Origin of the sequence: Pandoraea pulmonicola (assembly GCF_000815105.2) — a bacterium.
Lineage (GTDB): Bacteria > Pseudomonadota > Gammaproteobacteria > Burkholderiales > Burkholderiaceae > Pandoraea > Pandoraea pulmonicola.
The window spans coordinates 4,696,744-4,723,062 of sequence record NZ_CP010310.2 but is presented as its reverse complement, the minus strand read 5'-3'; the positions used below and the strand labels follow the sequence as shown (position 1 = coordinate 4,723,062).

31 protein-coding genes are annotated in these 26,319 nt (G+C 64.4%); 11 read left to right on the top strand and 20 right to left on the bottom strand.

Annotated features, from left to right (window positions below):
- Positions 1-46 precede the first annotated feature (46 nt).
- A complete protein-coding gene (gene xerD, locus RO07_RS20185; protein WP_039413029.1) occupies positions 47-1,000 on the top strand; it encodes a site-specific tyrosine recombinase XerD in 954 nt (317 codons plus the stop codon).
- A gap of 22 nt (positions 1,001-1,022) precedes the next feature.
- On the opposite strand, the gene RO07_RS20180 is transcribed toward xerD, so the two are convergent.
- Entirely contained in the window at positions 1,023-2,588 is a 1,566-nt protein-coding gene (locus RO07_RS20180) for a class I adenylate-forming enzyme family protein (RefSeq protein WP_039405233.1), read from the bottom strand.
- A 97-nt stretch (positions 2,589-2,685) separates the two neighbouring features.
- Here RO07_RS20180 and ybaK point away from each other — a divergent pair, with 97 nt between their 5' ends.
- Complete coding sequence (gene ybaK, locus RO07_RS20175; protein ID WP_039405230.1) at positions 2,686-3,177, top strand: Cys-tRNA(Pro) deacylase; 492 nt, start codon at positions 2,686-2,688, stop codon at positions 3,175-3,177.
- Between the two features lie 126 nt (positions 3,178-3,303).
- Positions 3,304-3,906, top strand: a complete 603-nt coding sequence (gene plsY, locus RO07_RS20170; protein ID WP_039405227.1) for a glycerol-3-phosphate 1-O-acyltransferase PlsY — start codon at positions 3,304-3,306, stop codon at positions 3,904-3,906.
- Positions 3,907-3,989: 83 nt separating this feature from the next.
- Here the strand turns inward: plsY and RO07_RS20165 are convergent, their stop codons facing one another.
- Positions 3,990-4,475, bottom strand: coding sequence for a YajQ family cyclic di-GMP-binding protein (locus RO07_RS20165; RefSeq protein WP_039405225.1), 486 nt, complete (start codon positions 4,473-4,475; stop codon positions 3,990-3,992).
- A 241-nt stretch (positions 4,476-4,716) separates the two neighbouring features.
- Between RO07_RS20165 and murB the strand changes: the two genes are divergently transcribed.
- Complete coding sequence (gene murB / locus RO07_RS20160) at positions 4,717-5,733, top strand: UDP-N-acetylmuramate dehydrogenase (protein ID WP_039405223.1); 1,017 nt, start codon at positions 4,717-4,719, stop codon at positions 5,731-5,733.
- Positions 5,734-5,766: 33 nt separating this feature from the next.
- Here the strand turns inward: murB and RO07_RS20155 are convergent, their stop codons facing one another.
- The 3 genes from RO07_RS20155 to argF all read right to left on the bottom strand — a co-directional run bounded on the left by RO07_RS20155 (position 5,767) and on the right by argF (position 9,009).
- Positions 5,767-7,245 carry a patatin-like phospholipase family protein gene (locus RO07_RS20155; RefSeq protein WP_335645802.1) on the bottom strand — a complete coding sequence of 493 codons (1,479 nt, stop codon included), beginning with the start codon at positions 7,243-7,245 and terminating at the stop codon, positions 5,767-5,769.
- A 93-nt stretch (positions 7,246-7,338) separates the two neighbouring features.
- Complete coding sequence (ppnP, locus tag RO07_RS20150; RefSeq protein WP_039405221.1) at positions 7,339-7,662, bottom strand: pyrimidine/purine nucleoside phosphorylase; 324 nt, start codon at positions 7,660-7,662, stop codon at positions 7,339-7,341.
- A 420-nt stretch (positions 7,663-8,082) separates the two neighbouring features.
- Positions 8,083-9,009, bottom strand: a complete 927-nt coding sequence (gene argF / locus RO07_RS20145) for an ornithine carbamoyltransferase (RefSeq protein ID WP_039413022.1) — start codon at positions 9,007-9,009, stop codon at positions 8,083-8,085.
- 350 nt (positions 9,010-9,359) lie between these two features.
- Between argF and RO07_RS20140 the strand changes: the two genes are divergently transcribed.
- Positions 9,360-9,674 (top strand): DUF3579 domain-containing protein, encoded by a 315-nt coding sequence (locus RO07_RS20140; RefSeq protein WP_039405219.1) that lies wholly within the window; start codon positions 9,360-9,362, stop codon positions 9,672-9,674.
- Between the two features lie 265 nt (positions 9,675-9,939).
- On the opposite strand, the gene rpsT is transcribed toward RO07_RS20140, so the two are convergent.
- The gene (gene rpsT / locus RO07_RS20135) at positions 9,940-10,212 is read right to left on the bottom strand and encodes a 30S ribosomal protein S20 (RefSeq protein WP_039405217.1); all 273 of its coding nucleotides are present in this window, start codon (positions 10,210-10,212) and stop codon (positions 9,940-9,942) included.
- A 179-nt stretch (positions 10,213-10,391) separates the two neighbouring features.
- Between rpsT and murJ the strand changes: the two genes are divergently transcribed.
- Both murJ and RO07_RS20125 read left to right on the top strand, forming a co-directional pair.
- Complete coding sequence (gene murJ, locus RO07_RS20130) at positions 10,392-11,945, top strand: murein biosynthesis integral membrane protein MurJ (protein WP_039413018.1); 1,554 nt, start codon at positions 10,392-10,394, stop codon at positions 11,943-11,945.
- A 45-nt stretch (positions 11,946-11,990) separates the two neighbouring features.
- Positions 11,991-12,857: a SirB1 family protein gene (locus tag RO07_RS20125; protein WP_039405215.1), complete on the top strand. Its 867-nt coding sequence runs from the start codon at positions 11,991-11,993 to the stop codon at positions 12,855-12,857.
- A 132-nt stretch (positions 12,858-12,989) separates the two neighbouring features.
- Here RO07_RS20125 and RO07_RS20120 read toward each other — a convergent pair whose 3' ends face one another.
- The 8 genes from RO07_RS20120 to RO07_RS20085 all read right to left on the bottom strand — a co-directional run bounded on the left by RO07_RS20120 (position 12,990) and on the right by RO07_RS20085 (position 18,645).
- Positions 12,990-13,484 carry an Mpo1 family 2-hydroxy fatty acid dioxygenase gene (locus RO07_RS20120; protein ID WP_039405213.1) on the bottom strand — a complete coding sequence of 165 codons (495 nt, stop codon included), beginning with the start codon at positions 13,482-13,484 and terminating at the stop codon, positions 12,990-12,992.
- A gap of 190 nt (positions 13,485-13,674) precedes the next feature.
- Positions 13,675-14,433 (bottom strand): SDR family NAD(P)-dependent oxidoreductase, encoded by a 759-nt coding sequence (locus tag RO07_RS20115; protein ID WP_039405211.1) that lies wholly within the window; start codon positions 14,431-14,433, stop codon positions 13,675-13,677.
- A 125-nt stretch (positions 14,434-14,558) separates the two neighbouring features.
- Positions 14,559-15,224 carry an adenylate kinase gene (gene adk, locus RO07_RS20110; RefSeq protein WP_039405208.1) on the bottom strand — a complete coding sequence of 222 codons (666 nt, stop codon included), beginning with the start codon at positions 15,222-15,224 and terminating at the stop codon, positions 14,559-14,561.
- A gap of 290 nt (positions 15,225-15,514) precedes the next feature.
- Entirely contained in the window at positions 15,515-16,306 is a 792-nt protein-coding gene (gene kdsB, locus RO07_RS20105) for a 3-deoxy-manno-octulosonate cytidylyltransferase (protein WP_039405205.1), read from the bottom strand.
- Positions 16,303-16,509, bottom strand: coding sequence for a Trm112 family protein (locus RO07_RS20100; protein ID WP_039405202.1), 207 nt, complete (start codon positions 16,507-16,509; stop codon positions 16,303-16,305). The genes kdsB and RO07_RS20100 overlap by 4 nt, the downstream gene beginning before the upstream one ends.
- A complete protein-coding gene (gene lpxK / locus RO07_RS20095; RefSeq protein WP_052267429.1) occupies positions 16,490-17,506 on the bottom strand; it encodes a tetraacyldisaccharide 4'-kinase in 1,017 nt (338 codons plus the stop codon). Before lpxK ends, RO07_RS20100 begins: the two co-directional genes overlap by 20 nt.
- A 47-nt stretch (positions 17,507-17,553) precedes the next feature.
- Positions 17,554-18,015, bottom strand: coding sequence for an ExbD/TolR family protein (locus tag RO07_RS20090; protein ID WP_039405199.1), 462 nt, complete (start codon positions 18,013-18,015; stop codon positions 17,554-17,556).
- A gap of 15 nt (positions 18,016-18,030) precedes the next feature.
- Positions 18,031-18,645 (bottom strand): MotA/TolQ/ExbB proton channel family protein, encoded by a 615-nt coding sequence (locus tag RO07_RS20085; RefSeq protein ID WP_039405196.1) that lies wholly within the window; start codon positions 18,643-18,645, stop codon positions 18,031-18,033.
- 448 nt (positions 18,646-19,093) lie between these two features.
- Here RO07_RS20085 and xseA point away from each other — a divergent pair, with 448 nt between their 5' ends.
- The 3 genes from xseA (at position 19,094) to RO07_RS20070 (ending at position 22,187) form a co-directional block, all read left to right on the top strand.
- On the top strand, positions 19,094-20,467 hold the full coding sequence (xseA, locus tag RO07_RS20080; RefSeq protein WP_039405193.1) for an exodeoxyribonuclease VII large subunit: 1,374 nt from the start codon (positions 19,094-19,096) through the stop codon (positions 20,465-20,467).
- 202 nt (positions 20,468-20,669) lie between these two features.
- Complete coding sequence (sodB, locus tag RO07_RS20075) at positions 20,670-21,248, top strand: superoxide dismutase [Fe] (RefSeq protein WP_039405190.1); 579 nt, start codon at positions 20,670-20,672, stop codon at positions 21,246-21,248.
- A 210-nt stretch (positions 21,249-21,458) separates the two neighbouring features.
- Positions 21,459-22,187 carry an HD-GYP domain-containing protein gene (locus RO07_RS20070; protein ID WP_084072722.1) on the top strand — a complete coding sequence of 243 codons (729 nt, stop codon included), beginning with the start codon at positions 21,459-21,461 and terminating at the stop codon, positions 22,185-22,187.
- 47 nt (positions 22,188-22,234) lie between these two features.
- On the opposite strand, the gene RO07_RS20065 is transcribed toward RO07_RS20070, so the two are convergent.
- From RO07_RS20065 to RO07_RS20050, 4 genes are all read right to left on the bottom strand, one after another.
- Positions 22,235-22,645 (bottom strand): DUF192 domain-containing protein, encoded by a 411-nt coding sequence (locus tag RO07_RS20065; RefSeq protein ID WP_115089317.1) that lies wholly within the window; start codon positions 22,643-22,645, stop codon positions 22,235-22,237.
- A gap of 202 nt (positions 22,646-22,847) precedes the next feature.
- Positions 22,848-23,054 carry a hypothetical protein gene (locus RO07_RS20060; RefSeq protein WP_039405187.1) on the bottom strand — a complete coding sequence of 69 codons (207 nt, stop codon included), beginning with the start codon at positions 23,052-23,054 and terminating at the stop codon, positions 22,848-22,850.
- A 127-nt stretch (positions 23,055-23,181) separates the two neighbouring features.
- The gene (locus tag RO07_RS20055) at positions 23,182-23,430 is read right to left on the bottom strand and encodes a hypothetical protein (RefSeq protein WP_039405184.1); all 249 of its coding nucleotides are present in this window, start codon (positions 23,428-23,430) and stop codon (positions 23,182-23,184) included.
- A 52-nt stretch (positions 23,431-23,482) separates the two neighbouring features.
- Positions 23,483-24,073: a pseudouridine synthase gene (locus tag RO07_RS20050; RefSeq protein WP_039405181.1), complete on the bottom strand. Its 591-nt coding sequence runs from the start codon at positions 24,071-24,073 to the stop codon at positions 23,483-23,485.
- A 241-nt stretch (positions 24,074-24,314) separates the two neighbouring features.
- Here RO07_RS20050 and icd point away from each other — a divergent pair, with 241 nt between their 5' ends.
- Positions 24,315-25,571: an NADP-dependent isocitrate dehydrogenase gene (gene icd / locus RO07_RS20045; protein WP_039405178.1), complete on the top strand. Its 1,257-nt coding sequence runs from the start codon at positions 24,315-24,317 to the stop codon at positions 25,569-25,571.
- Between the two features lie 173 nt (positions 25,572-25,744).
- Here icd and RO07_RS20040 read toward each other — a convergent pair whose 3' ends face one another.
- Both RO07_RS20040 and RO07_RS20035 read right to left on the bottom strand, forming a co-directional pair.
- Complete coding sequence (locus tag RO07_RS20040) at positions 25,745-26,047, bottom strand: hypothetical protein (protein ID WP_039405175.1); 303 nt, start codon at positions 26,045-26,047, stop codon at positions 25,745-25,747.
- A gap of 8 nt (positions 26,048-26,055) precedes the next feature.
- On the bottom strand, positions 26,056-26,208 hold the full coding sequence (locus RO07_RS20035) for a hypothetical protein (protein ID WP_157118219.1): 153 nt from the start codon (positions 26,206-26,208) through the stop codon (positions 26,056-26,058).
- Positions 26,209-26,319: the final 111 nt, after the last annotated feature.

Here is a 26,319-nt window from a genome sequence, read left to right as displayed (position 1 = left end):
CGAACCCTTCGAGCAGGCCGCGCTCGACGGGACACATGGCGACGGCATGACCGAGCGCGGGGCCGATGCCGACGCGAATGCGTTGCGCTTCGACCCCGACGGCAAGACGTTCCGACGCAGCACCGCGCTCATCGATCAGTTCTGCGACACGATCTGGCTCGAAGATGGCCTTTCGCGCAACACGCTGGACGCCTACCGTCGCGATCTGCGTCTCTTCGCGGAATGGCTCGCCGCCAAACGAGAGACGTCGCTCGACGGCGTGGACGAGGCGGCACTCTCGGCCTACCTGGCGTGGCGTCGCGAAAGCCTGGCGAGCAGCATCAATCGCCGCCTGTCGGTCTTCAAACGCTTCTATCAGTGGGCGCTGCGCGAGCACATTGTGCAGCACGATCCGTGTTTGCGCATCGCCTCGGCCAAGCGTGCGCAGCGTCTGCCCTCGACGCTTTCCGAGACGCAAGTCGAGGCGCTGCTGGCCGCTCCCGATCTCTCGCAGCCGCTGGGGCTGCGCGATCGCGCCATGCTGGAGCTGATGTACGCAAGCGGGCTGCGGGTGTCCGAGCTGGTCGCGCTCAAGACCATCGAAGTGGGACTGAACGAAGGTGTGCTGCGCATTTTCGGCAAGGGGGCGAAGGAGCGGCTGGTGCCTTTCGGCGAGGAAGCCAACGGCTGGCTGACGCGCTATCTCGCCGAGAGTCGCGGCGTGCTGCTTGCGGGCCGCGCATGCGACACACTGTTCGTCACCCAGCGCGGCGACGGCATGACGCGTCAGGCGTTCTGGTATCTGATCAAGCGCTACGCGCTGCAGGCCGATATTCGCGCGCCGCTCTCGCCGCATACGCTGCGTCACGCGTTCGCCACGCACCTGATCAATCATGGCGCCGATCTGCGCGTGGTGCAGTTGCTGCTCGGCCACGCGGACATTTCCACGACGCAGATCTATACGCACGTGGCGCGCGAGCGCCTCAAGTCGCTGCACGCGCAGCATCATCCGCGCGGCTAGTCCGGCGCGCGCCAACGCCCCTTTACAACAACGTCTTGAGTTTGTGCTTGAGCACCTTGCCCGTCGAGGCGGCGGGCAGGGCGTCGAGCACGCGGATCTGCGCGGGACGCTTGTAGGGCGCTAGACGCCCGGCTGCCCACGCCGCGAGCGTCGTCACGTCGATCTCGCGGCCCGGTCGCGCCTCCACGAAGGCGACGACGTCCTCGTTGCCGTTCCCGGGACGACCGAGCACGGCGGCCTGCAACACGTCCGGATGGCTTGCGAGCGCCTGCTCGACTTCGATCGGGTAGACGTTGAAGCCGGAATGAATGATGAGTTCCCTGGCGCGGCCTGCCAGGAACAGGGCGCCATCCGGCTCGCGGCGCGCAAGATCGCCGGTGCGCAGCCAGCCGTCGGCGGTGACGGCCGCGGCGGTCAGTTCGGGGGCGTGGTAGTAGCCGAGCATGACGTTCGGTCCGCGCACCCAGAGTTCGCCGACTTCGCCGTCCGGCAGGTCGTGCCCGTCGCGTGACACGATGCGTACCGCGACGCCGGGAATTGCGAGCCCGACCGCGCAGTCTTCCCGCGGCGCATCGAGCAAGGTCTGGGAGACGGTTGGGCTGCTCTCCGTGAGACCGTAGCCATTGTGGATCGGCAGGCCGTAGAAGGCTTCGACACGCGCCTTGAGCGTCGCGTCGAGCGGGGAGCCGCCGGAGTAGACGAAGCGCAGGCGCGGCGCGACCAGTGGCGTGCCCTCGCTTGCCACATGGGCCATCAGGCGAGCGTGCATGGCGGGCACGCCTTGCAGGATCGTCAGACCGTCGTGGGCGAGGGAATCGAGCGCCGCTTCGGGGGTGAAACGCGCCGCAAGCCGCAACGTCCCGCCTGCGTAGAGCGTGCCGAGGCACACCGATGTGAGGCCATACACGTGCGAGATGGGCAGCACGCCGTATGCCACGTCGTCGGCGCCCACGCGACGCAGCGTGCTCGATACCGCTGCGACGAACATCAGGTTGCGATGCGACAGACGGACCCCTTTCGGGGTGCCGGTTGTACCCGTCGTGTAGATCAGCGCGGCGCATTGCGTGGCGGGGTCCGTTGCCACCGCTTCGGCCTCGCTCCCGGGATCGACGTCGGACACCGCAATGGCGCCGAGCGCGAGTTCGGTCCAGGCGACGGTCGCGGCGTCGGCGCGTGCGTGGGCGGCGGCGTCCGGCGAGGCGTCGACGGTGTAGACGGCACAGCGTGGCCGTGCGTGCTCGCGGATCGCGCGCAACTCCGCCGCGCTCAGCCGTGCGTTGCACAGCAGGGGCCATGCGTCGAGCGAAGCGACGGCGAGCAGCAGCACCACGTAAGCGATCCCGTTCTCGCCGACGATCATCACGCGGTCGCCGCCGCCGACGCCGTGCGCATGCAGGCGCGCGGCGCACGCCGCGACGGCGCGAGCGAGTTCGTCGTAGGTCAGGCGGCCAAAGTCGTCGATCAGGGCGACGCGCGAAGGGGCGTGCGCGGCGATGCGCGCGGGCAGGGTGTCGATGCGTGCGGGCAGGCTCGCCAGCAGCGTGGCGGCGAACGCGTCTTCACGCGAGGTATCGGGGGGAGCGGACATGGCCGCATTGTAATGCGGGTGAGGGGGACGAGAGAGGGGGAAGTGGAAAACATGCCGGGACGGCGCGAGGCTACCCATTTCATTACAATAGGCGCCCATGAGCAAGACCAAACACGTCTCGGAAACGCCGGCCACGCAGTTTCTGAAGCAAAAGAAAGTGGCCTTCACGGAACACGTCTACGAGTACGTCGACCATGGCGGGACGGGCGAATCGGCACGCCAGTTGGGCGTGGACGAGCATTGCGTCGTCAAGACGCTGGTCATGGAGGACGAAAAGGCGCGCCCGTTGATCGTGCTCATGCACGGTGACCGCACTGTCTCCACGAAGAATCTCGCGCGCCAGATCGGCGCCAAGCGCGTGGAACCCTGCAAGCCCGACGTCGCACAACGGCATTCGGGCTACATGGTCGGCGGCACGTCGCCGTTCGGCACGAAGAAGGCCATGGCGGTCTACGTCGAGTCGTCGATTCTCGACTTGCCGCAGATCTATATCAACGGCGGCCGCCGCGGCTATCTCATCGGCATCGCGCCGCAAGTGCTGCTCAATACGCTGGCGGCCAAACCGGTGGCCTGCGCGCTGGACGAATGAGGCGTCGGCGTTGCCATCCGTCAGCGCGATGGCGACGCAACGCAACCCCGTGTTTGCCAGAATGGGGTGGCGGGGCGGCTCAAGTAGAATGGCGCCCATCACAAAAACTCATCACGCACGAAGTTCATGGCCACACTGGTTTTTATCGTTCTCGCGTATCTGATCGGCTCGGTGCCGTTTGCGGTGATCGTCAGCCGCACCATGGGGCTTGCCGACCCGCGCAGCTATGGCTCGGGCAACCCCGGCGCCACGAACGTGCTGCGCTCGGGCAACAAGAAGGCGGCCGTGCTCACGCTCGTCGGCGACGCCTTCAAGGGCTGGTTCGCCGTCTATCTCGCCGAACGCTTCGCCGACGCCTGGGGCGTGGGCGACTTCGGACTGGCTGCCGTGGCGCTGGCCGTATTCGTCGGCCACCTGTACCCGGTGTTCCTGCGCTTCGCGGGCGGCAAGGGCGTGGCAACGGCTGCCGGCGTCATGCTCGCCATCGATCCGATCCTCGGCGTGGCCGTCATCGCCACGTGGCTGATCATCGCCGTCTTCTTCCGCTACTCGTCGCTGGCGGCGCTGGTGGCCGCCGTGTTCGCCCCGCTGTACTACGTGTTCATGTTCGGTTTCGGACCGTACGCGCCGGCGGTGATCGTGATGGCGGTCCTGCTCGTCTACCGGCACCGTTCGAACATCGGCAAGCTGATCGCCGGCAAGGAGAGCCGCATCGGCCAGAAGAAGTGACGCCGGTGCCGAGCCATGAAAAAACCCGCAGTCGCTGCGGGTTTTTTTGTGCCTGCCGAGTGCGGCAGCGGGATGCACGCCGCTCAGTCGCGGAAGTTGTTGAAGTCGAGCGGCGTGTCGGTCACGTCCTTGCGCAGCAGCGCGATGGCGCTTTGCAGATCGTCGCGCTTGGCGCCCGAGATGCGCACGCTGTCGCCCTGAATGCTCGCCTGCACCTTCATCTTGCTGTCCTTGATCAGACGCACGATCTTCTTGGCCAGATCGCCTTCGACGCCCTTCTTGACCTTGACCACCTGCTTGACCTTGTCGCCGCTGATCTTCTCGATCTTGCCGTAGTCGAGGAAGCGCACGTCCACGTTGCGCTTGGCCATCTTGCTGACGAGCACCTGCGTGACCTGATCGAGCTTGAAGTTGTCGTCCGCGAACAGCGTCAGCTCCTGCTCCTTGTGCTCGACGCGCGAGTCCGATCCCTTGAAGTCGAATCGCGTCGAGATTTCCTTGTTGGCCTGCTCGACGGCGTTCTTGACCTCTACCATGTTGGCTTCGCTAACCACGTCAAACGATGGCATCTGGTTCTCCTGAAATACAAAGGGTTCGTGAAATGGCTGCCGTGCGCGGCGGCAGGGCCGGCGCGCGTCATGGGCCCGTTCGGCATTCCGAACGGCGGGGACGGCGCCGGTATAATGCGCAAATTCGTGCGTGAACTCGTACGCAAGTGCTTTCGCCCGACATTGTAATTCAGCCGTCGGTTCCGCGTCCCCCATCTGACGATGGCCGGAGCGGCCGCGCCCACCGGTCTCTGTGTACCTCATGCTCCAGTTGCAACGCGACGCCAGTCTGCGCGAATTCAACACCTTCGGCCTGCCCGCCACCGCCCGCTATCTCGTGACGATCGACAGCGAGGCGGCGCTGCTGGAGGCCCTCGCCACGCCCGAGCTGAGTGGCTTGCCCCGGCTCGTCCTCGGCGGCGGCAGCAACGTGGTGCTCACGCGCGACTTCGACGGCGTGGTGCTGCGCATGGCGATTCGCGGCCGCGAACGTCTCGCCGACGACGCGCATGCGCGATACGTGCGCGGTGGCGCGGGCGAAGTCTGGCACGACTTCGTCGACTGGACGCTCTCGCAAGACTGCCCCGGCCTCGAAAACCTCGCGCTGATTCCCGGCACGCTGGGCGCGGCGCCCATCCAGAACATCGGCGCCTACGGGCTCGAACTGGCCGAGCGCTTCGCCGAGCTGCGCGCACTCGATACGGCGACCGGCCAGTTCGTTAGGCTCACGCGCGAGGCGTGCGCGTTCGGCTACCGCGACTCGTTGTTCAAACGCGAGCCGGGCCGCTACATCGTCGTGGCGGTGACGCTGCGCCTGCCGCAACCGTGGCAGGCCGTCACAGGCTATGCCGACGTGTCTCGCACGCTCGCCGACGCCGGTATCGAGACCCCCGACGCCCGTCAGCTATTCGATGCGGTCGCAGGCATTCGCCGTCGCAAACTGCCCGATCCGATGGAGCTCGGCAATGCGGGCAGCTTCTTCAAGAACCCCGTGGTCGATGCGGCGACGTTCGCCGCGCTGCGCGAGCGTTTCCCGCAAGCGGTGGGCTATGCACAACCCGACGGCACCTCGAAGGTGGCCGCCGGCTGGCTCATCGACCAGTGCGGCTGGCGCGGCAAGTCGCTCGGCCGGGCGGGCGTGCATGAACGTCAGGCGCTGGTGCTCGTCAATCGCGGCGGCGCGAGCGGCGCCGATATCGTCGCGCTCGCGCGCGCCGTGCAGGCCAGTGTGCAGGCGCGCTTCGGCATCACGCTCGAACCCGAACCGCTCGTGCTTTGACGGCCGTGCCGCCGCCGTCCGACGCCGGATGGCTCAGGCCTTGATCGCCGTCGCGTCGGGCAGGCGCTGCAAGTAGTCGCGTCGCAGATCGACCGACGAGCGCACGCCGACGTCGCCATAGTGCGCGTCGAGCCAGCGGCTCGCGGCTTCGCGGCCACGGTCGCGCAGCGTGGTGAGGAAGTGCCAGTCGGTCACGAATTTCGTCGACGAGGACAGATCGTAGAGTTCCTTGTCGGCGCGGATCGAGTGGATCAGCGGGTACTTCAGACGCTTGCGGAATTCCGGCTTCAACCAGCCTTCGTCGATGAGCTTGTGGACGAAGGAGATGGCGCGGAACTCGCGTTGCAGCGAAGCGTTGAACGTGATCTCGTTCACGCGATTCATGATCTGCCCCGGCAATACCGGCTTCTCCTTGCGCTCGATCGGATTGATGTGGACGATCAGGATGTCGCTCGTGACCGTCTCGTAATAGAACGGGTAGAGCGCGGGGTTGCCCAGATAGCCGCCGTCCCAGTAATAGTCTTCTTCGATCTTCACCGGTTTGAACAACCACGGCAGACACGCCGATGCCATCGCCACGTCGAGCGTGATTTCCGGCGTGCGGAAGATGCGGATGTTGCCGGTGCGGATGTTGGTCGCGGACACGAACAGATGGGTCGCCGTACTCTCGCGAAGTCGTTCGAAATCGACCTGCGCTTCGAGCACGGTACGCAGCGGATTGATCTCGGTCGTGGGCTGCGAGAACGGCATCATCCATTGCTGCATGCTCTGCATCCAGTCGTGCCACACGGGATACTCGGTCGGTCGGCCATTGAGCCAGCTGAAGACGGTTTGCGCCCACGCCGTTGCCGACGAGCCTGCCTGCGATACCCCGAGCCAGAAGCTGTGCAGTGCCTCGCGGGCCTTCTCGCGTGGGTCCACTCCCGGGCGTTCGAGCAGGCCATGCGCGAGGACCACGGCGTTCATCGTGCCCGCCGACGCGCCGCTGATGCCTTCGAACTCGAGGCGTCCGTCCTCCAGCAGTTTGTCCAGCACGCCCCACGCATAGGCGCCGTGCGCGCCGCCGCCCTGCAATCCCAGATCGATACCCTTGTGCTTGGCATTGCCGCGCCGGCTGCGCAAAGGTTTCGAGGATTGGGTGGGCGTGCCCGAAGTCCGTGAGCCGTTGCCGGTCCCGGCAGGCGTGTCGAGGTCGCCCTTGGCGTCGGCGTGACTGTCTTTGCGCTTCGCCGTCGATGGAGGCTTGCGGGCGCGCGTCGCCGGCGCCTTGCCGGAGCGGGTGCGGCCGTCTGGTGGCAGCAAGGGGACGTCGCTCGGCTCGAGATCGGTGTTCGTGCCGTTTGACGGTGTCGGCGAAGTGTCGGGAGGCTCGGCAGCGCCGATAGTGCGGCGGGCGCGGCTAGCGCGGGCCGTGCGGGTGGTGCTCGTGGACGGATCGCGCGCCGATGCCGGCGCCGAGGAGGGCAGTTCGCCGGCGGCATCGTCGGCGGATTCGGGGGGCAGACGCGACATAGTGAGTAGCGGCGCCGGGCCGCGCTGAACCGGCCGAGAGGGCAACGCGCGAGACGTCGATCATGCTCGCGCGGCTGCGATGCTGGCCGTCGGTTAGCCGTAGTGGCAGACGTAATCGAGCGTCTCGACGACCTCGATATCGAACTTGCTGTTACCGGGCACGGAGAATTGCTGACCGGTGGCGTATTCCTGCCATTCGGTCTGGCCGGCCAGGCGAATGCGGCAGCGGCCGCCCGTGACTTCCATGATTTCAGGGGCATCGGTCCCGAACTGCAGCGTGGCCGGGAAGATCACACCCAGCGTCTTGCGCGTCCCATCCGGGAACAGCACGGTGTGCGAGACGCACTTGCCGTCGAAATAGGTGTTAGCGCGCTTGATTACGGAAACGTTGTCGAACTGCGTAGCGTTTTGCGTCATGACCGAATGCGGTGTCGAAAGCGATGGAAGTCGCGATGAAGAGCTGTGTTAGAGACTCGATATGCCCGCCCCGACGGGGCAGGCGTGAATTCATGCTAGCACGTTTCGAACGTCGACTCGCCAGGAATTTGTGCGTTGCACAACAGATTTGCCCCGTTGTGGTGCAAATTGTGAAATGTCCTGGCGGCGGTGTCGGACGGCGGCGTGCTGCCATGATGCGTGCGTCGATGCGTGACGGCAACGCGTCAGCGATGATAGCGGAACGTTTGTTGCGGTGGGGCGCAGATGCGTTTGGGGCGTGAGGGCGGGCGCCGTGCGAAACAACGCGCAAACAGCAGCATGCAAAACAGTGGGCAAAGGTAAGCCCGGATGGCGTTGCACCGATCCGGGCTGGCGGATTGGACGTTCTTCGGTGAGCGCTTACACGCGGCCGAGCATAAGAAACTCCATGAGGGCCTTCTGCACGTGCAGGCGGTTCTCGGCTTCGTCCCAGACCACGCTCTGCGGGCCGTCGATCACGTCCGCGGAGACTTCCTCGCCACGGTGAGCGGGCAGGCAGTGCATGAAGAGCGCATCGGACTTGGCGCGCTGCATGAGCTCGGCGTTCACGCACCATTGGGCGAAGGCGGCCTTGCGCGCTTCGTTTTCCGCTTCGAAGCCCATGCTGGTCCAGACGTCGGTCGACACGAGATCGGCGCCTTCACACGCTTGGCGCGGATCGTCGAACTCGCGCACGAACGGACGGCTCGATTCGGCCACCATCGCCTGATCGAGGCGGTAGCCCGGCGGCGTCGAGATATTGAACTGGAAGCCGAAAATCTCGGCGGCCTGGATCCACGTATACGACATGTTGTTCGCGTCGCCGATCCACGTCACCGTCTTGCCCTTGATGGGGCCGCGGTGTTCGTAGTAGGTGAAGATGTCCGCCAGCACCTGGCACGGATGGTATTCGTTGGTCAGCCCATTGATCACCGGCACGCGCGAGTGTTGCGCGAAGCGCTCGATGATTTCCTGACCGAACGTGCGGATCATGATGATGTCGGTCATGCGCGAGATGACCTGTGCGGCGTCTTCGATCGGCTCGCCGCGGCCGAGCTGCGTGTCGCGCGTGTTGAGGAATACGGCGTGCCCCCCCAACTGGTGAATGCCGGCTTCGAACGACAGGCGCGTGCGGGTCGAGCTCTTCTCGAAGATCATCGCCAGCGTGCGGTCGTGCAGCGGGTGGTAGGTCTCGTAGTTCTTGAATTTCTTCTTGAGGATGCGGGTGCGCTCGAGCACGTAGTCATACTCGTCGAGCGTCAGGTCCGAAAACTGAAGGTAATGCTTGATGGGTTTGGCGGTGGTCATTTGGATGTTCTGCTGGAGGCCGGGTGACGGGAGTTCCATGGGAACTCGTCCGCCCGCGGCACGACGAACAAGCCTTGAGGCCTGTCCCCCGGTCAGGCTCGTGAAGGTGTTCTACCGGTTGCTGGCGTCAGGGGAACAGCGCCTAGTCTACCAAATCGTTTTGTCGTCACACGAAAAGCGTATGATCGAGGCCGCTGCTACACAGCCTCAACGGGCTGGCAAGACCGAAAAAAACATCCGCAGCGTTGGTGGGGGACAGGTTCGAGTCTTATATAAGATATAATACTGTCTCTGTCGGCAACGCTACCAGCGTATGACCGGCCAGATGTTTTTTTAGGTGATTTAGCGATATGACCGACCAGGTTTCCGCGCGCGAGTATTTCATCCAGGGCATCACCCGGGGTGGCAAGAAGTTCCGGCCGAGCGACTGGGCGGAACGTCTGTGCGGCGCCGTGTCGTTCTGTGGCCGAAGCAACACCGGTCCGAACGCATACATGCAGTACTCCCCCTACGTGCGCCCGATTATGGTGGGTGACGTCAAGTGTGTCGTGGTCGACGAGCGACTGCGCGAGATTGAGCCGAGGGCTTTCGATTTCGTGATGAACTTTGCCCGTGACAACGATCTGCAGTTGACCGAAGCCTGTATTGTCCCCGATATCAAGTAAATCCCCCCGGCCGTTCTCCGGCCAGACGTGAGTACCGGGCCTTTGGCCCCGACTCACCGTCGTCTCCTCCCGATCGTCCGCCCCTCCTCCGTCGTTTTCCGATTTCCTGTTTTGGCTGACGAGCCATGCGCGCTGTGGCGTTGTGTCGTCCGGGCATTGGGGTGGGATCCGGAAAAGAAAAAAGCCCGCGTAAGCGGGCTTTTTAGTGTCCCGACCGAGGTCGGAACCGGCAAGCAACTTGTTCTGCTTCGCAGCGAATGCTGTCTTAGGCAGCAGCCGACATCGCCTTGATGGCGGCCGACAGACGGCTCTTCTGGCGAGCCGCGGTGTTCTTGTGGACGATCTTCTTGTCAGCGATGATGTCGATCGTCTTGGCCGAGGCGCGCAGCACTTCCTTGGCAGCGGCCTGATCGCCGGCGGCGATGGCCTTGCGGACAGCCTTCACAGCCGTGCGCAGGCGCGAACGCAGCGCCGAATTGTGGGCGTTGATCTTAACGGTTTGACGCGCGCGCTTGCGTGCTTGTGCGGTATTTGCCATGTTCGGTGAATTCCTTGAATTGCTCCGCCTGATGCGGCTTCTATGCAGTTTGGCTCGGCTCCCTGGGAGACACGGTGGCCAGGAAGCAATCCATTGACTTCGAAACCGACGATTATAGCCGAAGGCCAACGGAATTTGCAACTTCTTTGCAGCAGGGCTGTGCGTATAATACGCGCAACATGAATTTGCTCAAAGCTCTCGCTACGGTCAGCGGTTTCACGATGCTCTCGCGCATCACCGGCCTGATCCGTGAAATCCTCATCGCACGCATGTTCGGCGCGGGTCCCATGACCGATGCCTACAACGTCGCGTTCCGGATTCCCAATCTGCTGCGCCGCTTGTCCGCAGAAGGGGCGTTTTCGCAGGCATTCGTTCCGATTCTGGCCGAATTCAAGTCCCAGCGCAGTCCCGAGGAGACCAGGACGCTCGTCGATTCCGTGACGACCGTGCTGTTCTGGACGCTGCTCTCGATCACGGTCGCCGGGGTGCTCGGTGCGTCCGCGGTGGTCTACGCGGTGGCCACCGGGCTCTCGCGGGAGAACGGCACGTTCGACGCCGCCGTCTTCATGACACGCGTGATGTTTCCCTACATCACCCTGATTTCGATCACGACGCTGGCTGCCGGGGTGCTCAATACCTGGCGACAGTTCTCGATGCCCGCGTTTGCGCCGGTGCTGCTCAACGTCAGCTCGATCGTCGCCTCGCTGTGGGTCGCCCCCCACCTCGAGACACCGGTGTACGCGCTGGCCTACGCCGTGATCGTCGGCGGCGTGCTGCAACTCGTCATTCAGCTCCCCGCGCTGGCGCGCATCGGCATGTTGCCGCGCATTCGCTTCAATGTCCTCGCCGCCTTGCGCAATGCCGGGGTGAAGCGCGTGCTGGCCAAGATGGTGCCCGCCACGCTGGCCGTGTCGGTCGCTCAGGTCAGCCTGATCATCAATACGAACATTGCGTCGCGCCTGGCGCAGGGCAGCGTGTCGTGGTTGGCCTATGCCGACCGTCTGATGGAGTTTCCGACGGCGTTGCTTGGCGTCGCGCTGGGTACCATTCTGCTGCCGAGCCTGTCGCGGGCGCATGCCGACGGCGACGCTGCCGAGTATTCGGCGTTGCTCGACTGGGGGCTGCGTCTGACGTTCCTGCTGGCCATGCCGAGCGCGGTGGGGCTGTTCGTGTACGCCGAGCCGCTGACCGCCACGCTCTACCAGTACGGGCGCTTCGACGCGACCGACGTGACGATGACGGCACATGCGCTGACGGCCTACGGTGTGGGGCTTGTTGGCCTCATCCTCATCAAGATTCTGGCTCCAGGCTTCTATGCCAAGCAGGACATCAAGACGCCCGTGAAGATTGCCGTGGTGGTGCTCGTCGCCACGCAGCTCTCGAACGTGCTGTTCGTGCGTTGGTTCGCGCATGCCGGCTTGTCGCTGTCGATCGGCGTGGGCGCTTGCATGAACGCGGTGTTGCTTTTCGTGGGGTTGTACAAGCGCGGTATTTACCGTCCGGCGCCCGGCTGGCGTCTGTTCTTCGTGCAGTTGCTCGCGGCCTGCCTGATTCTCGCCGGCGTGCTGCTGTGGTTCACCCAGAGCTTCGACTGGGTGGCGCTCGGTGCACGGCCGCTTTCGCGTATCGCCCTGCTCGGCGCGAGTCTGGTGCTATGCGCCGTAGTGTATTTCGGGGCATTATTTCTCATGGGTTTCAACTTCTCGTTCTTCCGCCGACGTACCCATTCGTGAGCGTCCGGCGCGGCATAACCTACGGAATACACCCACGGATACCGCATGGCGAACCGAATTCTCGAGTACTTTGCTGCGCTGGTGGCCTCCGATGACGGGCTGCCGCTCACCGAAGCCGCGATAGCAATTGCGCAGGACGTCTATCCGGACCTCGACGTGCAGGACACGCTGACCCAGATCGACACGCTCGCGGCGCGGCTGGCCAAGCGTCTGCCGCCGGATGCCGGGCCGTTGCAGAAGTTGCAGTTGCTCGACCACTTTTTCTTCCGCGAGCTCGGTTTCACCGTCAATCAGAACGACTACTACGACCCGGACAACAGTCACCTGCACGTGGTGCTGGATCGGCGTCGCGGCATTCCGATCTCGTTGGCCGTGCTCTGCATGGAAATCGGTCATCAGATCGGGCTGCCGTTGCGCGGCTTGTCGTTCCCGGGGCACTTCCTGCTACGGCTGGCGGTGCCGGCGGGAGACGTGGTCATCGATCCGATCTCCGGGCATTCGCTCTCGCCGCAACGGCTCCTCGAAATGGTCGAGCCCTATCTCAAGCACTACCGCGATGAAAGTGCCGAGCCGATCCAGGAGTTGGCGCTGTGGGCGCTGCTGCATCCGTTCCTCGAACCCGCGACACCGCGCGAGATCCTCGCCCGGATGCTTCGCAACCTGCGAGCCATCTACACGCAGAGCGAGCGGTGGGAGCGGCTGCTGGCCGTGCAGGAACGCATGGTGCTCGTGTTGCCCGATCAACCGATCGAGAAGCGGGATCGCGGGTTGGCGTACGCGCGGCTCGGACTGGTGCGTCCAGCGCAGGACGATCTGGAGTTTTACCTGGGCAAACGACCCGACGCCGAAGATGCGGACGCGATCCGGCAAGTGCTCGACGATCTGAGCCGCCGCCCGGGGAGCCACGGCTGAGGGAAGCGAACGGGCAACGGCCCGGTTGGCCCGGACGTCGTCGGCAATGAAGAACGCCAGCCTGTCGGCTGGCGTTTCGTTTTTGGGGACAGCGAATCGGGCGTTTGCCAATTCGCCATCCGCATCGGTACGTCAAGCGGACTGCGCGGCCAGTTCCTGCACGCGGCGCTGCAAGCCCGGCTTGTAGCCGAAGTGGAAGAAGACTTCCGCCATCAGAAACATCGGCGCAATGAAGATCTGGAAGAGATTGTCCAGCAGCGCAGGCTTGCGCCCTTCGAAGTGATGGCCGATCAACTGGATGATCCAGCCGCCGACGAACAGCACCCCGAAGACCGTCAGCGCCCAGGGCCACGGCAGCTTCGCGAGATGCTGGGTGATGGCGAGCAGCACCGCGAAGAACGCGGTCATGGCCAGGGCGAGGGGGACGTCGAGCAGGAAGTAGTACATCAGCAGGACCAGCACGATCACATGCGTGGCATTCAGGCCGCTGGGGCCGAGCGGCACCCAGGAAAATGCCTGCATCACCGCCAGGATGATCATGGGAACGCCGAAGAAATGGGTCAGACGATTCTTGGGACTGCGGTGATAGCGCTGGTAGAACGACATCTGTTGCGCCAGTGATTTCATGCCAGCCTCCTGCCGCGGGGGCGGAGAGAATGGGGGGATGCCGGCGCCGACGCCGGCGGCCATCCGGTCGCGCGGGGCGACCGGCATTCCATTGTAGTCACACTTGGAACAACATTTTGTTGCGTTGCGTCAACGTGATGCGAGCCGCCGCGCGAGCCCTGCCACAGGTCCTCCGGAACGATGTTTGGGGCTACTTCGGTTGCATGCGGATCGCACCGTCGAGCCGGATGACTTCGCCGTTGAGCATGGGGTTGCGCACGATCTGCTCGACGAGCATGGCGTATTCCGACGGTTTGCCCAGCCGCGGCGGAAACGGCACCATCTGACCGAGTGACGCCTGCACTTCGGCGGGCATGGCGAGCATCATCGGCGTTTCGAAGATGCCCGGCGCGATCGTCATGACGCGGATGCCACTGCGCGATAGATCCCGCGCGACCGGCAGCGTCAGGCTGGCGACGCCGCCCTTGGACGCCGCGTAAGCCGCTTGGCCCATCTGCCCGTCGTACGCGGCGACCGAGGCGGTATTGACGATCACGCCGCGCTCGCCTTCGCCATTGGGCGCGCTCTGGCTCATCGCGGTGGCGGCGAGCCGGATCATGTTGAACGTGCCGATGAGGTTGATCTGGATGACGCGGGCAAACGCGTCGAGCGGGTGAGGGCCGTCGCGCCCGACCGTCTTGCTGCCGATGGCGATGCCGGCACAGTTGACGAGGCCGCGCAGTGTGCCGAGCGCCTGGGCGGCGGCTACGGCGGCTTTGCCATCGTCTTCACGTGTGACATCGCATTTGACGAACTTCCCGCCGAGTTTTTCGGCGAGCGCCTCGCCTTCCGCGACATTGACGTCGGCGAGCACGACCGTCGCGCCAAGACCGGCGAGCCAGCGCGCGGCAGCGGCGCCGAGCCCCGAGGCGCCACCGGTGATCAGAAACACATTGCCCTGAATTTCCATGCGTCGTCCTCCTATGGCAAAAAAGGCGGCTCAGTACAAACTGGCCGCCTTCTTCGTGGCGTCATCGACGTCGGCCGAGCCGTGGGCGGTGCGTGCAGCGCCGGGACCCGAGCCGCGGCGACGGCTTACTTCAGCGCTTCGAACACGCGCGCGCGGATGTCCTCCACGCTGCCCTGGCCCGAAATCTTGCGGTACTGCGGGGCGGCGACGATCGCGCCTTCGCTGCCGTGCTTCGCCCAATCCGAATAGTAGGCGACGAGCGGCTTGGTTTGCGATTCGTACACGGCGAGACGCTTCTTGACGGTCTCTTCCTTGTCGTCGTCACGTTGCACGAGCGGTTCGCCCGTCACGTCGTCCTTGCCTTCCACCTTGGGCGGGTTGAACTTGACGTGATAGGTGCGGCCCGACGCCGGGTGCGTGCGGCGGCCGCTCATGCGCGTAATGATCTCGTCGAACGGCACGTCGATTTCGAGCACGAAGTCGATGGCAACGCCGGCATCCTTCATGGCTTCGGCCTGCGCGATGGTGCGCGGAAAGCCGTCGAAGAGATAGCCGTTCTTGCAATCGTCGGCGGTCAGGCGTTCACGGACCATGCCGATGATCACGCCGTCAGGGACGAGGTCGCCCGCGTCCATGAAACGCTTGGCTTCGAGGCCGAGCTGGGTGCCTTCCTTGATCGCGGCGCGCAGCATGTCGCCGGTCGAGATTTGCGGGATGCCGAATTTTTCTTTGATGAAAGTGGCTTGGGTGCCCTTGCCGGCCCCGGGTGCCCCCAACAAAATCAGACGCATCGATGACTCCTGAAAGTTTGTGATTTGTGAATGCTGTGCGTGCGGCAGGCAGGTGCGTCTCCGGATGTCGGCAGCCGTTTCGGCTCGTGTGGCCGGCTCAACCGTGCTGCGCGCAGACGATGCGCTCGGCATGGGCGCATCGCGTGCGACCGGGGGTCTGCTCGCGAGAATCAGAGCGATTATGCCACGACGTACCCACCCCTCGGCGTTTTGCGGGCGTCGCCAGACCCGCCGCGCATGAATTCCGGGACGCGTCCGGCGACCCGCGCCGGCCGCCGAATGCGTGAGACTCAGCGACGCACCAACGCCCGCACGCGCTCGAGGTCTTCGGCCGTGTCGACGCCCGGCAACGGGGCATCGTCGGTCACGAGCACCGCAATGCGCTCGCCGTGCCACATGGCGCGCAATTGTTCGAGCGATTCGGCCGTCTCGATCGGGGCTTGCGGCAGGTTCGGGTAGTGACGCAGGAACTTGGCGCGGTAGGCGTAGAGCCCGATGTGCCGGAAGATCGGCGCAGCGGGTGCCGGCAGCGCCGTCGCACTGGGCAGACCGGCGGACCACGCGTCGCGCGACCAGGGAATGGGGGCGCGGGAGAAATACAGGGCGCGGCTGTGGGCGTCGAGCACGACCTTCACGACATTCGGCGAAAAGATCTCCGCGTTGTCGGTGATCGGGTGTGCGGCGGTTGACAGCGCACACTCCGGATGCTCGGCCAGATGCGCGGCAACGGCGTGCACCAGTCGCGGATCGATGAGCGGTTCGTCGCCCTGTATGTTGACCACGATGGTGTCATCCGGCCATCCCTGCTGGACGGCGACTTCGGCAAGACGGTCGGTGCCGGTGGGATGATCGGCGCGCGTCAGCGCGACGTCGAATCCGTGTGCGGAGACGGCGTCCGCCACGCTCTGCGCATCGGTGGCGACCACGATCTGACGGGCGCCGGACTCCCGCGCGCGTTCCGCCACGCGAACCACCATCGGCTTGCCGCCGATGTCGGCGAGCGGCTTGTTCGGCAGACGTGTCGACGCCAGGCGCGCAGGCACCACGGCGACGAAGTCGACGGAGCGGACCGGCTTGCTCACGATGCGGACTTGTCGTCGTTCAGCGGGACGGGCGTGCCTTCGACAGACTGGCGGGCTTCATCCGCGAGCATGACGGGAATGCCGTCACGGATCGGATACGCGAGCTTGTCGGCGTGGCAAATCAGTTCCTGGGCTTTCTTGTCGTATTCCAGGGGGCCCTTGCACAGCGGGCAGACGAGAATCTCAAACAGTCGGGTATCCACGCAATTTCTCCACTACCAGTGATACGAGGCGCGCATCGAGCAACGCCTCGGCAGGCACGGCCCACACGCGCGGGTCCGACCAGGTCAGGCATTTTACTGCATCCTTTTCGGTGATCAGGATGGCATCGGCCGTCACGCCGTCGAACGGACTGGCCGCGAAGTCGTAATGATCCGGCAGCGCCAGCGTCTCGATCTCCAGCCCCGCACCGCGCAACGCCGCGAAGAACCGTTCGGGGGCGCCGATGCCGGCAGCCGCGAACACGCGCCGGCCGACGAAGTGCGTGAGTGGCCGGGTGAGCGACGGCTGGCTCACACACCAGGCGTCGCCGAGCGCTAGCGACAGCCGCCATGTGTTCGGCCAGGCCGGCAGCGTCTTGCCGTAAGGATCGTTGATGAGATTGACGTCGCGCCGGCGTGACAACGGCTCGCGCAGTGGCCCCGCCGGCATCAGGAAGCCGTTGCCGTCCAGCCGGTGATCGAACACGGCGATCTCGACGTCGCGCGCGAGCGCATAGTGCTGGAGGCCGTCGTCGCACACGATGACGTCGCACTCCGGATGTGCCGCGAGCAGCGCCTGCCCGCCTTCGACGCGCGACGGCCATACCCACACCGGGGCGCCGGTGCGTCGCGCAATCAGCAACGGTTCGTCGCCCACGTTTTCCGGACGCGCGTCGGCACCGACTTCCGTCGGCCGGGAAAGCGTTGCCCCGTAGCCGCGCGAGAGGACTCCCGGCGTATAGCCGTGGCTGCGCAGGGCGGCGACGAGGGCGATGACGGTCGGTGTCTTGCCTGTGCCACCAACGGTGAGATTGCCCACCACGACGACCGGCACCGGCAGCCGCGTCGACGTCTTCCAGCCTCGACGAAAACGCATCCGCCGCCAGGCCGCGACGGCGCCGAAGACCCACGACAGCGGCCACAGCAGCCAGGCGACGAGCCCACGCCGCTGCCATTGCGCCGTCACCCAGTGCACCAGCGCGCCGGACAGGCGCGGCACCAGCGCACGTGAGCGCGCGCCGCTGGCGTTGGGGGCGTCCGGGGCTGTCATCGGGACGAGGGCTTCGCGGCGCCTTGCGCCGCCGTCGAACGGGCCGAGAAGGTCAGGCGCGTCAAACCCGCCTCGCGCGCCGCCTCCATCACATTGATGACCGATTGATGCGCGCTCTTGGCGTCGGCGTTGATGATGACGACTGGCGCTTCGGCCCCGTCGTTCGCCGGTCCGGCCGCCTGGCGCAGCGCGGCGGCCAGGCCGGCGACATCGCGCTGTACGAGTGCGTGACGATCGATGGCATAGCTACCGTCGGCGCCGACCGACACCACGATCTGGCGTGGCGGCACGATGGCCTTCTCGGCGTCGGCCGTTGGCAGATTGACCTTGAGCGCGGTGTAGCGCGTATAGGTCGTGGTGACCATCAGGAAGATCAGGATCACGAGCAGCACGTCGATGAGCGGGATCAGATTGATCTCGGGCTCATCGCGTGTGGAGAGGCCTCGACGGAAATTCATCGTGCGTCTCTCGCGTCAGTGCCGCGGCAACGTGGCATCGAGGAAATGAACCGCCTGCGTTTCGAGCTCCACCAGGAATGCATCGACGCGCGTGCGGTAGTAACGATAGAAGATCATCGCGGGAATCGCGATCATCAGGCCGAAGCCCGTATTGTAGAGTGCCACCGAAATACCGTGTGCGAGCTGCGCCGGGTCGGTGCCGGTGGCGTCCTGCGAACCGAAGATCTCGATCATGCCGATCACGGTGCCGAACAGGCCCATGAGTGGCGCGACCGATGCGATGGTGCCCAGCGCCGGCAGGAAGCGTTCGAGTTCGTGCGCAACGGCGCGTCCGGTCTCCTCCAGCGCTTCCTTCGCACCATCACGCGGACCCTGCGGGTTGCGCGCGACGTAGCGCACGCCGGTCGCGAGCACGCGTCCGAGCATCGAGCCTTGCGCGAGGGCCTCGGTGGCCTCGTGCTTTGTGTTGCCGCGACGGGCCAGGGTGATCGCATTCTCGAGCACGCCGTTCGGCAGTACGCGGGCGCGGCGCAACGAAAGGGCGCGCTCGACGATCAGGGCGAGAGCGATGACGGATGCGATGAGAAGTGGCCAGATGGGCCAGCCGGCGGCCTGGATGACGGCGAACAAAGACGACCTCTTGCTTGTTGCGGGGGATGGGCAAACGAGTCCGAACTGTAGCGTGCAGGGGGGGATGGGGCAAGCACCGTTTTCCACACCGAACGAGCACAAGGATGTGGACAACCTTTGGATACGTACGGCAACTCGTTGACGCTGCGGAGGATTTTAGTTCGTGATTAAAAAATGGGCAGCACATCGTTTCAGAAATGAACACCCCCGCAAGCTCAGCTTTCCCAACCGCTCACGCGCAGCCTGTGGATAACTATGTGTACATGTCGGCTGTGGATAATATATCTTGCCCACAGGCCCGAGTTCGCTTCCTGCCGTCGATGTGAGCCTAGGCGGGGAGCCCGATAAATCAAGGGTTTGGCGTCGGTGCCGAGGAAATATGCGGCGCCGGGCCGAGAAAACCCGTAAATTAGCGGGCCTGTGGACAGGTTTTTGTCAGCGCACACGCATGAACTCAACTTTTGACGACATTCGGCACGATCGTGGTGCAGACCGCGTACTGAGTGTTTCAGATCTGAACAAGGCCGTGGCCGGCGTGCTCGAGCGGAGTTTCCCGTTGGCGTGGGTCAGCGGCGAAATTTCGAACTTCACGCGCGCGGCCAGCGGCCATTGGTATTTCTCGATCAAGGACGCGCAGGCGCAGATGCGCTGCGTCATGTTCCGCGGCCGCGCCCAGCATGCCGACTTCTCGCCGAAGGAGGGCGACCGCGTCGAAGTCCGCGCGTTGCTCTCCATGTATGTGCCGCGCGGCGAGGTGCAGCTCAACGTCGAGGCAATTCGTCGCGCGGGGCAGGGCAATCTGTACGAAGCCTTCCTGCGTTTGAAGGAAAAGCTCTCCGCCGCCGGATTGTTCGACGCCGCCCGCAAGCGCGTATTGCCGCGATATGCGCGCCGCGTCGGGGTCGTCACGTCGTTGCAGGCGGCAGCATTGCGCGACGTCCTCACGACGCTGGCCCGTCGCGCACCGCACGTGGCGGTCGTGATTTATCCCGCGCCGGTGCAGGGCGCCGATGCGGCGTCGCGTCTGGCGGCCGCCCTCGATACGGCCAACGCGCGCCGCGAAGTGGACGCGATCCTGCTGTGTCGCGGCGGTGGTTCCATCGAGGACCTGTGGGCGTTCAACGAGGAAGTGCTGGCCCACGCGATCGCGCGCAGCGAACTGCCCGTGGTTTCGGGCGTGGGGCATGAAACCGATTTCACCATCGCCGACTTCGTTGCCGACGTGAGAGCGCCGACGCCGACGGCCGCCGCTGAGCTGATCAGCGCGGCGCGCGACGAGTGTCTGCGCGAAGTCGATCGCGAACGCCAGCGTCTCACGCGCGCCATGGGGCGGCTGCTGGAGCAACGCGCGCAGCAACTCGACAGTCTCGCGCGCGGCCTGGTCTCGCCGCGCGAGCGCCTGGCCCGTCAACGTGGCGAACTGGCGCACCTGGGCGATCGCATGCGTCATGCGCTCGAGCGCCCACTCGCACAACGGCGCAACCGTTTCGACATGCTGCGGTTGCGCCTGGCGCGCGCCGTACCCGATGTCGCGTCGCAGCACGAGCGCGTGGCGCTGCTCGCGCAGCGACTGCAAACGGCGATGTCGCGCCGCGCCGAGCGATCCGCGCAACGGCTGAGCGATGCCGCTGCACAGCTCGAACTCCTCAATCCGCGCCGCACGCTCCAACGCGGCTACGCCGCCGTGCTCGACAGCCGCGGACAGCCGGTGCGCGATCCACGCAAGCTGCAGCGCGGCCAGTCGGTCACGATGCATCTGGCCGACGGCGCCGCCGACGTGGGCATTGGTGATGTCCAGGTCAGGCTAGACGATACTTTTTAGCGCGACCCGATTCGACGATCCCGGCAAATCGCATGCATCGTGCGCCGATTTGCCGGGATCGACAAACAATCGTCATCTACGTGGCGTACTGTGCGGTAAAACGAGTAACCGTGCGGTTTGCGGGGTTTTCCCATCTGCCATAGAATCGGTGGCTCCGGATAACGCAAATCGGGTTCCCCTCAGAGCACAAAGGACAATTGCCATGGAACACAAGCTCCCTGAACTGCCGTACGCCATCGATGCGCTGGCGCCGACCATCTCCAAGGAAACGATGGAGTATCACTACGGCAAGCATCACCAAGCCTATGTGACCAACTTGAACAACCTGATCAAGGGCACCGAATTCGAAAACGCCAGCCTCGAAGACATCATCAAGAAGTCGTCGGGCGGCGTGTTCAATAACGCGGCACAGGTGTGGAACCACACGTTCTTCTGGAACACCCTGTCGCCGCAGGGCGGCGGTGCGCCGACCGGCGATCTGGCCAAGGCCATCGACGCCAAGTTCGGTTCGTACGACGCCTTCAAGGAAGCCTTCACCAAGTCGGCCGTGGGCAACTTCGGCTCGGGCTGGACGTGGCTCGTGAAGAAGGCCGACGGTTCGGTCGACATCGTGAACACCAGCAACGCTGCCACGCCGCTCACCGGCACGGACAAGCCGCTGATCACGATCGACGTGTGGGAACACGCCTACTACATCGATTACCGCAATGCCCGTCCGAAGTTCGTCGAGGCATTCTGGAAACTGGTCAACTGGGAATTCGCCGCGAAGAACTTCGCGTAATCGAATCGCCCGGACTTCGCCGGAGCAACGTCTGACGCCCAACCCGAGCGTCCGGCGTGCGCGGCAAGGCAGGAAGCCCACTGCATGCAGTGGGCTTCCTTGTTTTCAGCGGTTGCCGGATCTCCGACATCTGCGGCGGCGTTGATCCCGGTCAACGTTCGTGCGAGCTCGCGTCGTTAGAGTGTTTGCTTCAAACTCATCGAACGACGTATGCCAGAAGACCCGGCGCCAATGTGCGGCGCCACCTCCGCAACTTCCCCCTCGTTTTTCCTCCCTCCCGAGACGGGCCGCATCGGTGTGCGGCACGACGAGTCGCATCGGTACTGGCTCGCCGATGCGCGTCTCATGCGCAGTCTGCCGCCCGCCGCCTGGACGCTGTTTCGCCTCGCCGAGCACAAGCGCGGCGGCACGGCCACGCATATGTGGCGCGTCGGCGCACTCGCATGGCGCTTCGCGCAGTCGTTGGGCATGTCCACCGTCAAGGCGCAAGCGCTCGGGCTTGCCGCCGCGTTGCACGACACCGGCAAGCTCTGCATTCCGAATGCAATTCTGGAGAAGCCCGGCAGACTCACCGACGAAGAGATGGCCGTGATGCGCATGCACCCGCAACTGGGCGCCGATGTCCTCAGTGCGATCGGCGGTGCGGCGTGTGAGTTGGCGTCCACGGTGGCGCGCTCGCATCACGAGCGTTATGACGGCGGTGGCTATCCATACGGGCTGTCCGGCAACCGGATTCCGTTGGCGGGGCGCATCGTCGCGCTGGTGGATGTGTTCGACGCGCTTGCAAGCCACCGCCCGTATCGCTCGGCGCTCAGCCCGACGCAGATCGTCGGCGCCATGCTCGGCGAGCGCGGACGCCACTTCGATCCCTGGTTGCTGGACCGTTTCCTGGAGCGCTCGCTAGGGGCGGCGCTGGAAATTTCGAGCGGCGCGCGCTAAACGCGATGCATTGGGTGACTTCGCGCTGCGCTGCGAATGAGTGGCGATCAGCGCGGCAAGCCCGAGATTTTCGCGCCGGGGCCGATGTTCTTGCTCTTGAACCAGCCCTGATTCATTTCGAGTGCATAACGCACCGCCGCACGCGGGCAGTGATTGTCTTCGGTCTGCGGGGCCATGTCTTCGATGTTCACGATCGTTCCATCGTCGGCGAGAAACGCAATCGACAGCGGCAGGTTCGTGTTCTTCATCCAGAAGCAGTGGCCCGCACGTTGTTCGAAGACGAAGAGCATGCCGGCGTTGGCCGGCATGGTCGTGCGGTACATCAGGCCCTGCTCGCGGTCTGCCTCGTTGGCGGCGACTTCGGCCTTGATGACAAACATGCCGGCGGAGAGCTGGACGGTCGGGAACTGCCCGGGCTGCTTGATCTGGGCGATGGCGGCAGCCGGGGAGAGTGCCATGAAGGCGGCGAGGGTGCTGAACGTGGCGCTGGCGGCGAGCGCGGCCAGCTGACGTGAAATCCGGATCACGGGGACTCCTGAGAAGATCGGGGGAACGTCAGATGAGTGGCGAGTCATTGTAGCGGCGGGACGAAAAAAAAGCAGGTTGCATGGGCAACCTGCTTCACCGTCCGTTGCGCAGCCGAGCCGCGCGACGTGGTACTTACTTGCTGGCAGCGGCCGGAGCTTCAGCAGCCGAAGCCTTCTTCGCCGACTTCTTGTGCGACTTCTTATGCGACGACTTCTTCTTGGCAGCCGGCTTGCTTGCGGCGGCCGGAGCAGCACCCGCGTCAGCGGCCGGAGCCGAAGCTTGGGCGAACACGCCAGTTGCGAACAGGCCAGCGACCAGGGCAGCGATCAGTTTTTTCATGAGATTCCTCGTTGGAGCTCGATGTTTGGATGGTGTACTCGTTGACCCGCGAAGTGAGTCATCTCCTTTAACGTCCGTTCAGGACATCGGTTGACAACCCGCTCGCGGATTTTTCAGCGCACAAGTATTACGGCTTGTTACCGGTGGCCGGCTGGGTCGCGCTCTTCTTGCCGGACTTCCTGTGGTGATGCTTCTTGTGCTTGGTGGCCTTCTTCGCCGGAGCAGCCTGATCGGCAGCGGCCGGTGCCGACACCGCCGGACCTGCTGCTGCAGGCGCTGCCGGTGCGACAGGCGCCGTGGCCGGCGCCGATTGTTGGGCCATTGCGGCGCCGGACACAATCAGGCCGGCGGTCAATGCGAGCAGCAGTTTGTTCATGACTTGGTTTCCTCGTTTCGGTTAGTGGTGCCTATGTTGCGCACCTGTTCCCTCAACGAGAGGAGCGCGTGCTGCGTTGACTGGAAAATGTAAATATTTGTTGCGGAAGCTCGCACCACTGGCCCGGCGCGAGGTTCAACGAAAAGACGTCGACCGGGCCGATTGCCACGCGCACCAGGCGCAGCGTCGGTTTGCCCACGGCGGCGGTCATGCGCCGGACCTGCCGATTCTTGCCTTCGACGAGTTTGATTTCGAGCCAGTGCGTCGGGATATTCGCCCGGTGGCGGATGGGCGGATCGCGCAACCACAGGCCATCCGGCTCGGCAATTTCGCGCGCCTCGCACGGCAACGTGACGAAGTCGCCCAGGTCCAGGCCCCCGCGCAGGCGGGCAACCGCCGCCTCGTCGTAGGCCCCTTCGACCTGCGCCCAATAGGTCTTGGGCAACTTGCGCTCCGGCTCCGCAATGCGTGCCTGCAAGCGTCCATCGTCGGTGAGCAGCAGCAGTCCTTCGCTGTCGGCATCGAGCCTGCCGGCGGGATAGACGCCAGGGCGCCGCACCCACTCGGCGAGCGTGGGACGCGTGGGGTGCGGCGAGAACTGGCAGATGGTGCCGAAGGGTTTGTTAAGCGCGAGAAGTGTCATACGGTGGAACGAAAATCGAAAACTGCCGACGCAACAGGCCAGTTCAGAAGCCCGACTCTGGTCAGCCCCGCCATGTTAATGCATAATTCGGAATATCAGTCTTATGTCTTATATAAGACTTATATCTTGTCATACGCGCAGACGAGCGCAGTGACTACAATAGGACGGCAATGTGCCGGGCAAGCCCCCCGATGTTCCTCGCTCGATGCACCCCGTCCGATCTATCCATTGGAGCTCCACCATGTCGTATCAGCACATCAAGGTACCGGCCGGCGGCGAGAGGATTACCGTCAACAAGGATTTCTCCCTTAACGTGCCGGACAATCCGATCATCCCGTACATCGAGGGTGATGGCACGGGCGCGGATATTACGCCGGTGATGATCAAGGTTGTCGATGCTGCCGTGGAAAAGGCGTACGGCGGCAAACGCAAGATCAGCTGGATGGAAATCTACGCGGGCGAGAAATCGACGCGCGTGTATGGGCCGGATGTGTGGCTGCCCGACGAAACGCTCGAGGTCGTGCGCGACTACGTCGTGTCGATCAAGGGGCCGCTGACGACGCCCGTCGGTGGCGGCATCCGTTCGCTGAACGTGGCGTTGCGTCAGCAGCTCGACCTGTACGTGTGCCTGCGTCCGGTGCAGTACTTCAAGGGCGTGCCGTCGCCGGTGCGTCAACCGGAGAAGATCGATATGGTGATCTTCCGCGAGAACTCCGAGGACATCTACGCAGGCATCGAGTGGGAGGCTGAATCGGCCGGCGCGAAGAAGCTCATCGCGTTCCTGCAGGATGAAATGGGCGTGAGCAAGATTCGCTTCCCGCAGACGTCCGGCATCGGCGTGAAGCCGGTGTCTCGCGAAGGTACGGACCGGCTGGTGCGCAAGGCGATCCAGTACGCCATCGACAACAATCGCGATTCGGTCACGCTCGTCCACAAGGGCAACATCATGAAGTTCACCGAAGGCGCGTTCCGCGATTGGGGCTACGCGCTCGCCAAGAAGGAATTCGGTGCGACGGAAATCGACGGCGGTCCGTGGTGCAAGGTCAAGCATCCGAAGACGGGCAAGGACATCGTGATCAAGGATTCGATTGCCGACGCCTTCCTCCAGCAGATTCTCCTGCGTCCCGCCGAATACGATGTGATCGCCACGCTCAACCTGAACGGCGACTACATCTCCGACGCGCTCGCCGCGCAGGTCGGCGGCATCGGTATCGCACCGGGCGCAAACCTGTCCGATTCCGTGGCGATGTTCGAAGCGACACACGGCACGGCTCCGAAGTACGCGGGCAAGGACTACGTGAATCCGGGCTCGGAGATTCTCTCGGCCGAGATGATGCTGCGTCACCTGGGCTGGACGGAAGCTGCCGATCTCATCATCGCGTCGATGGAGAAGTCGATCCTCTCGAAGAAGGTGACTTACGATTTTGCGCGTCTCATGGAAGGGGCGACGCAGGTGTCGTGCTCGGGCTTCGGCGACGTGATGATCGAGAACATGTAAGCCGCAGCCTGTTCGCGACGACGCGCAGCGCACCGCAACGCAATGCGTGTGACGAGTCCCGGACATGCAACGATCAAGCCCCGGTCGGGTATTGCCGACCGGGGCTTTTTCATTGCCTCGATCGTTCGCCAACGCCAACGCCAACGCCAACGCCAACGCCAACGCCAACGACGCTAACGCTTGCGCGTGCGGCGGCTGCGTCGCACGTCCCACATGGCGCCCAGCGCGTAGCTGCCGGCAACGCAAAGACTCGCGCGACTGGACTGGGCGAGGCCGTCGATGATTGCCGACGACATCACGCATACCAGCAACAGGCACTGAGGAAAGACCGCCACACCGAAGGCGAATTCGGAAGAGCACGTCAGCCCGCGTGTGGTGGCGTGTCGCATCTGCCAGGCACGCCATGCGACATACGCCACGCCGGTCAACACGGCGCCGCAGTCGACCCAGTTGCCATCGAATGGAAAGTCGCTCAACACGTATGTCACCTGCGGCGAAAAAGCCAGAGAGCGGATACGGCGGCAAACACGATGGCGCCTACGTCGCGTGGGTCGTAGGGCAGATCCGTCTTGCCCACGACAACGCCTGTCACGGCGGCGCCCAGCACGGCGAAGCCGCCGATGCTCTGCAGTTTCATGCGTGTTTCGGGAGTGAACTTGATCATGGTTCGTGGCCTCGGAGTGTTGTGTTCGGATGTCATGCGGTGTGAGAAATTCTATGTCGCTGACATACGTCGAACGCAAGCATT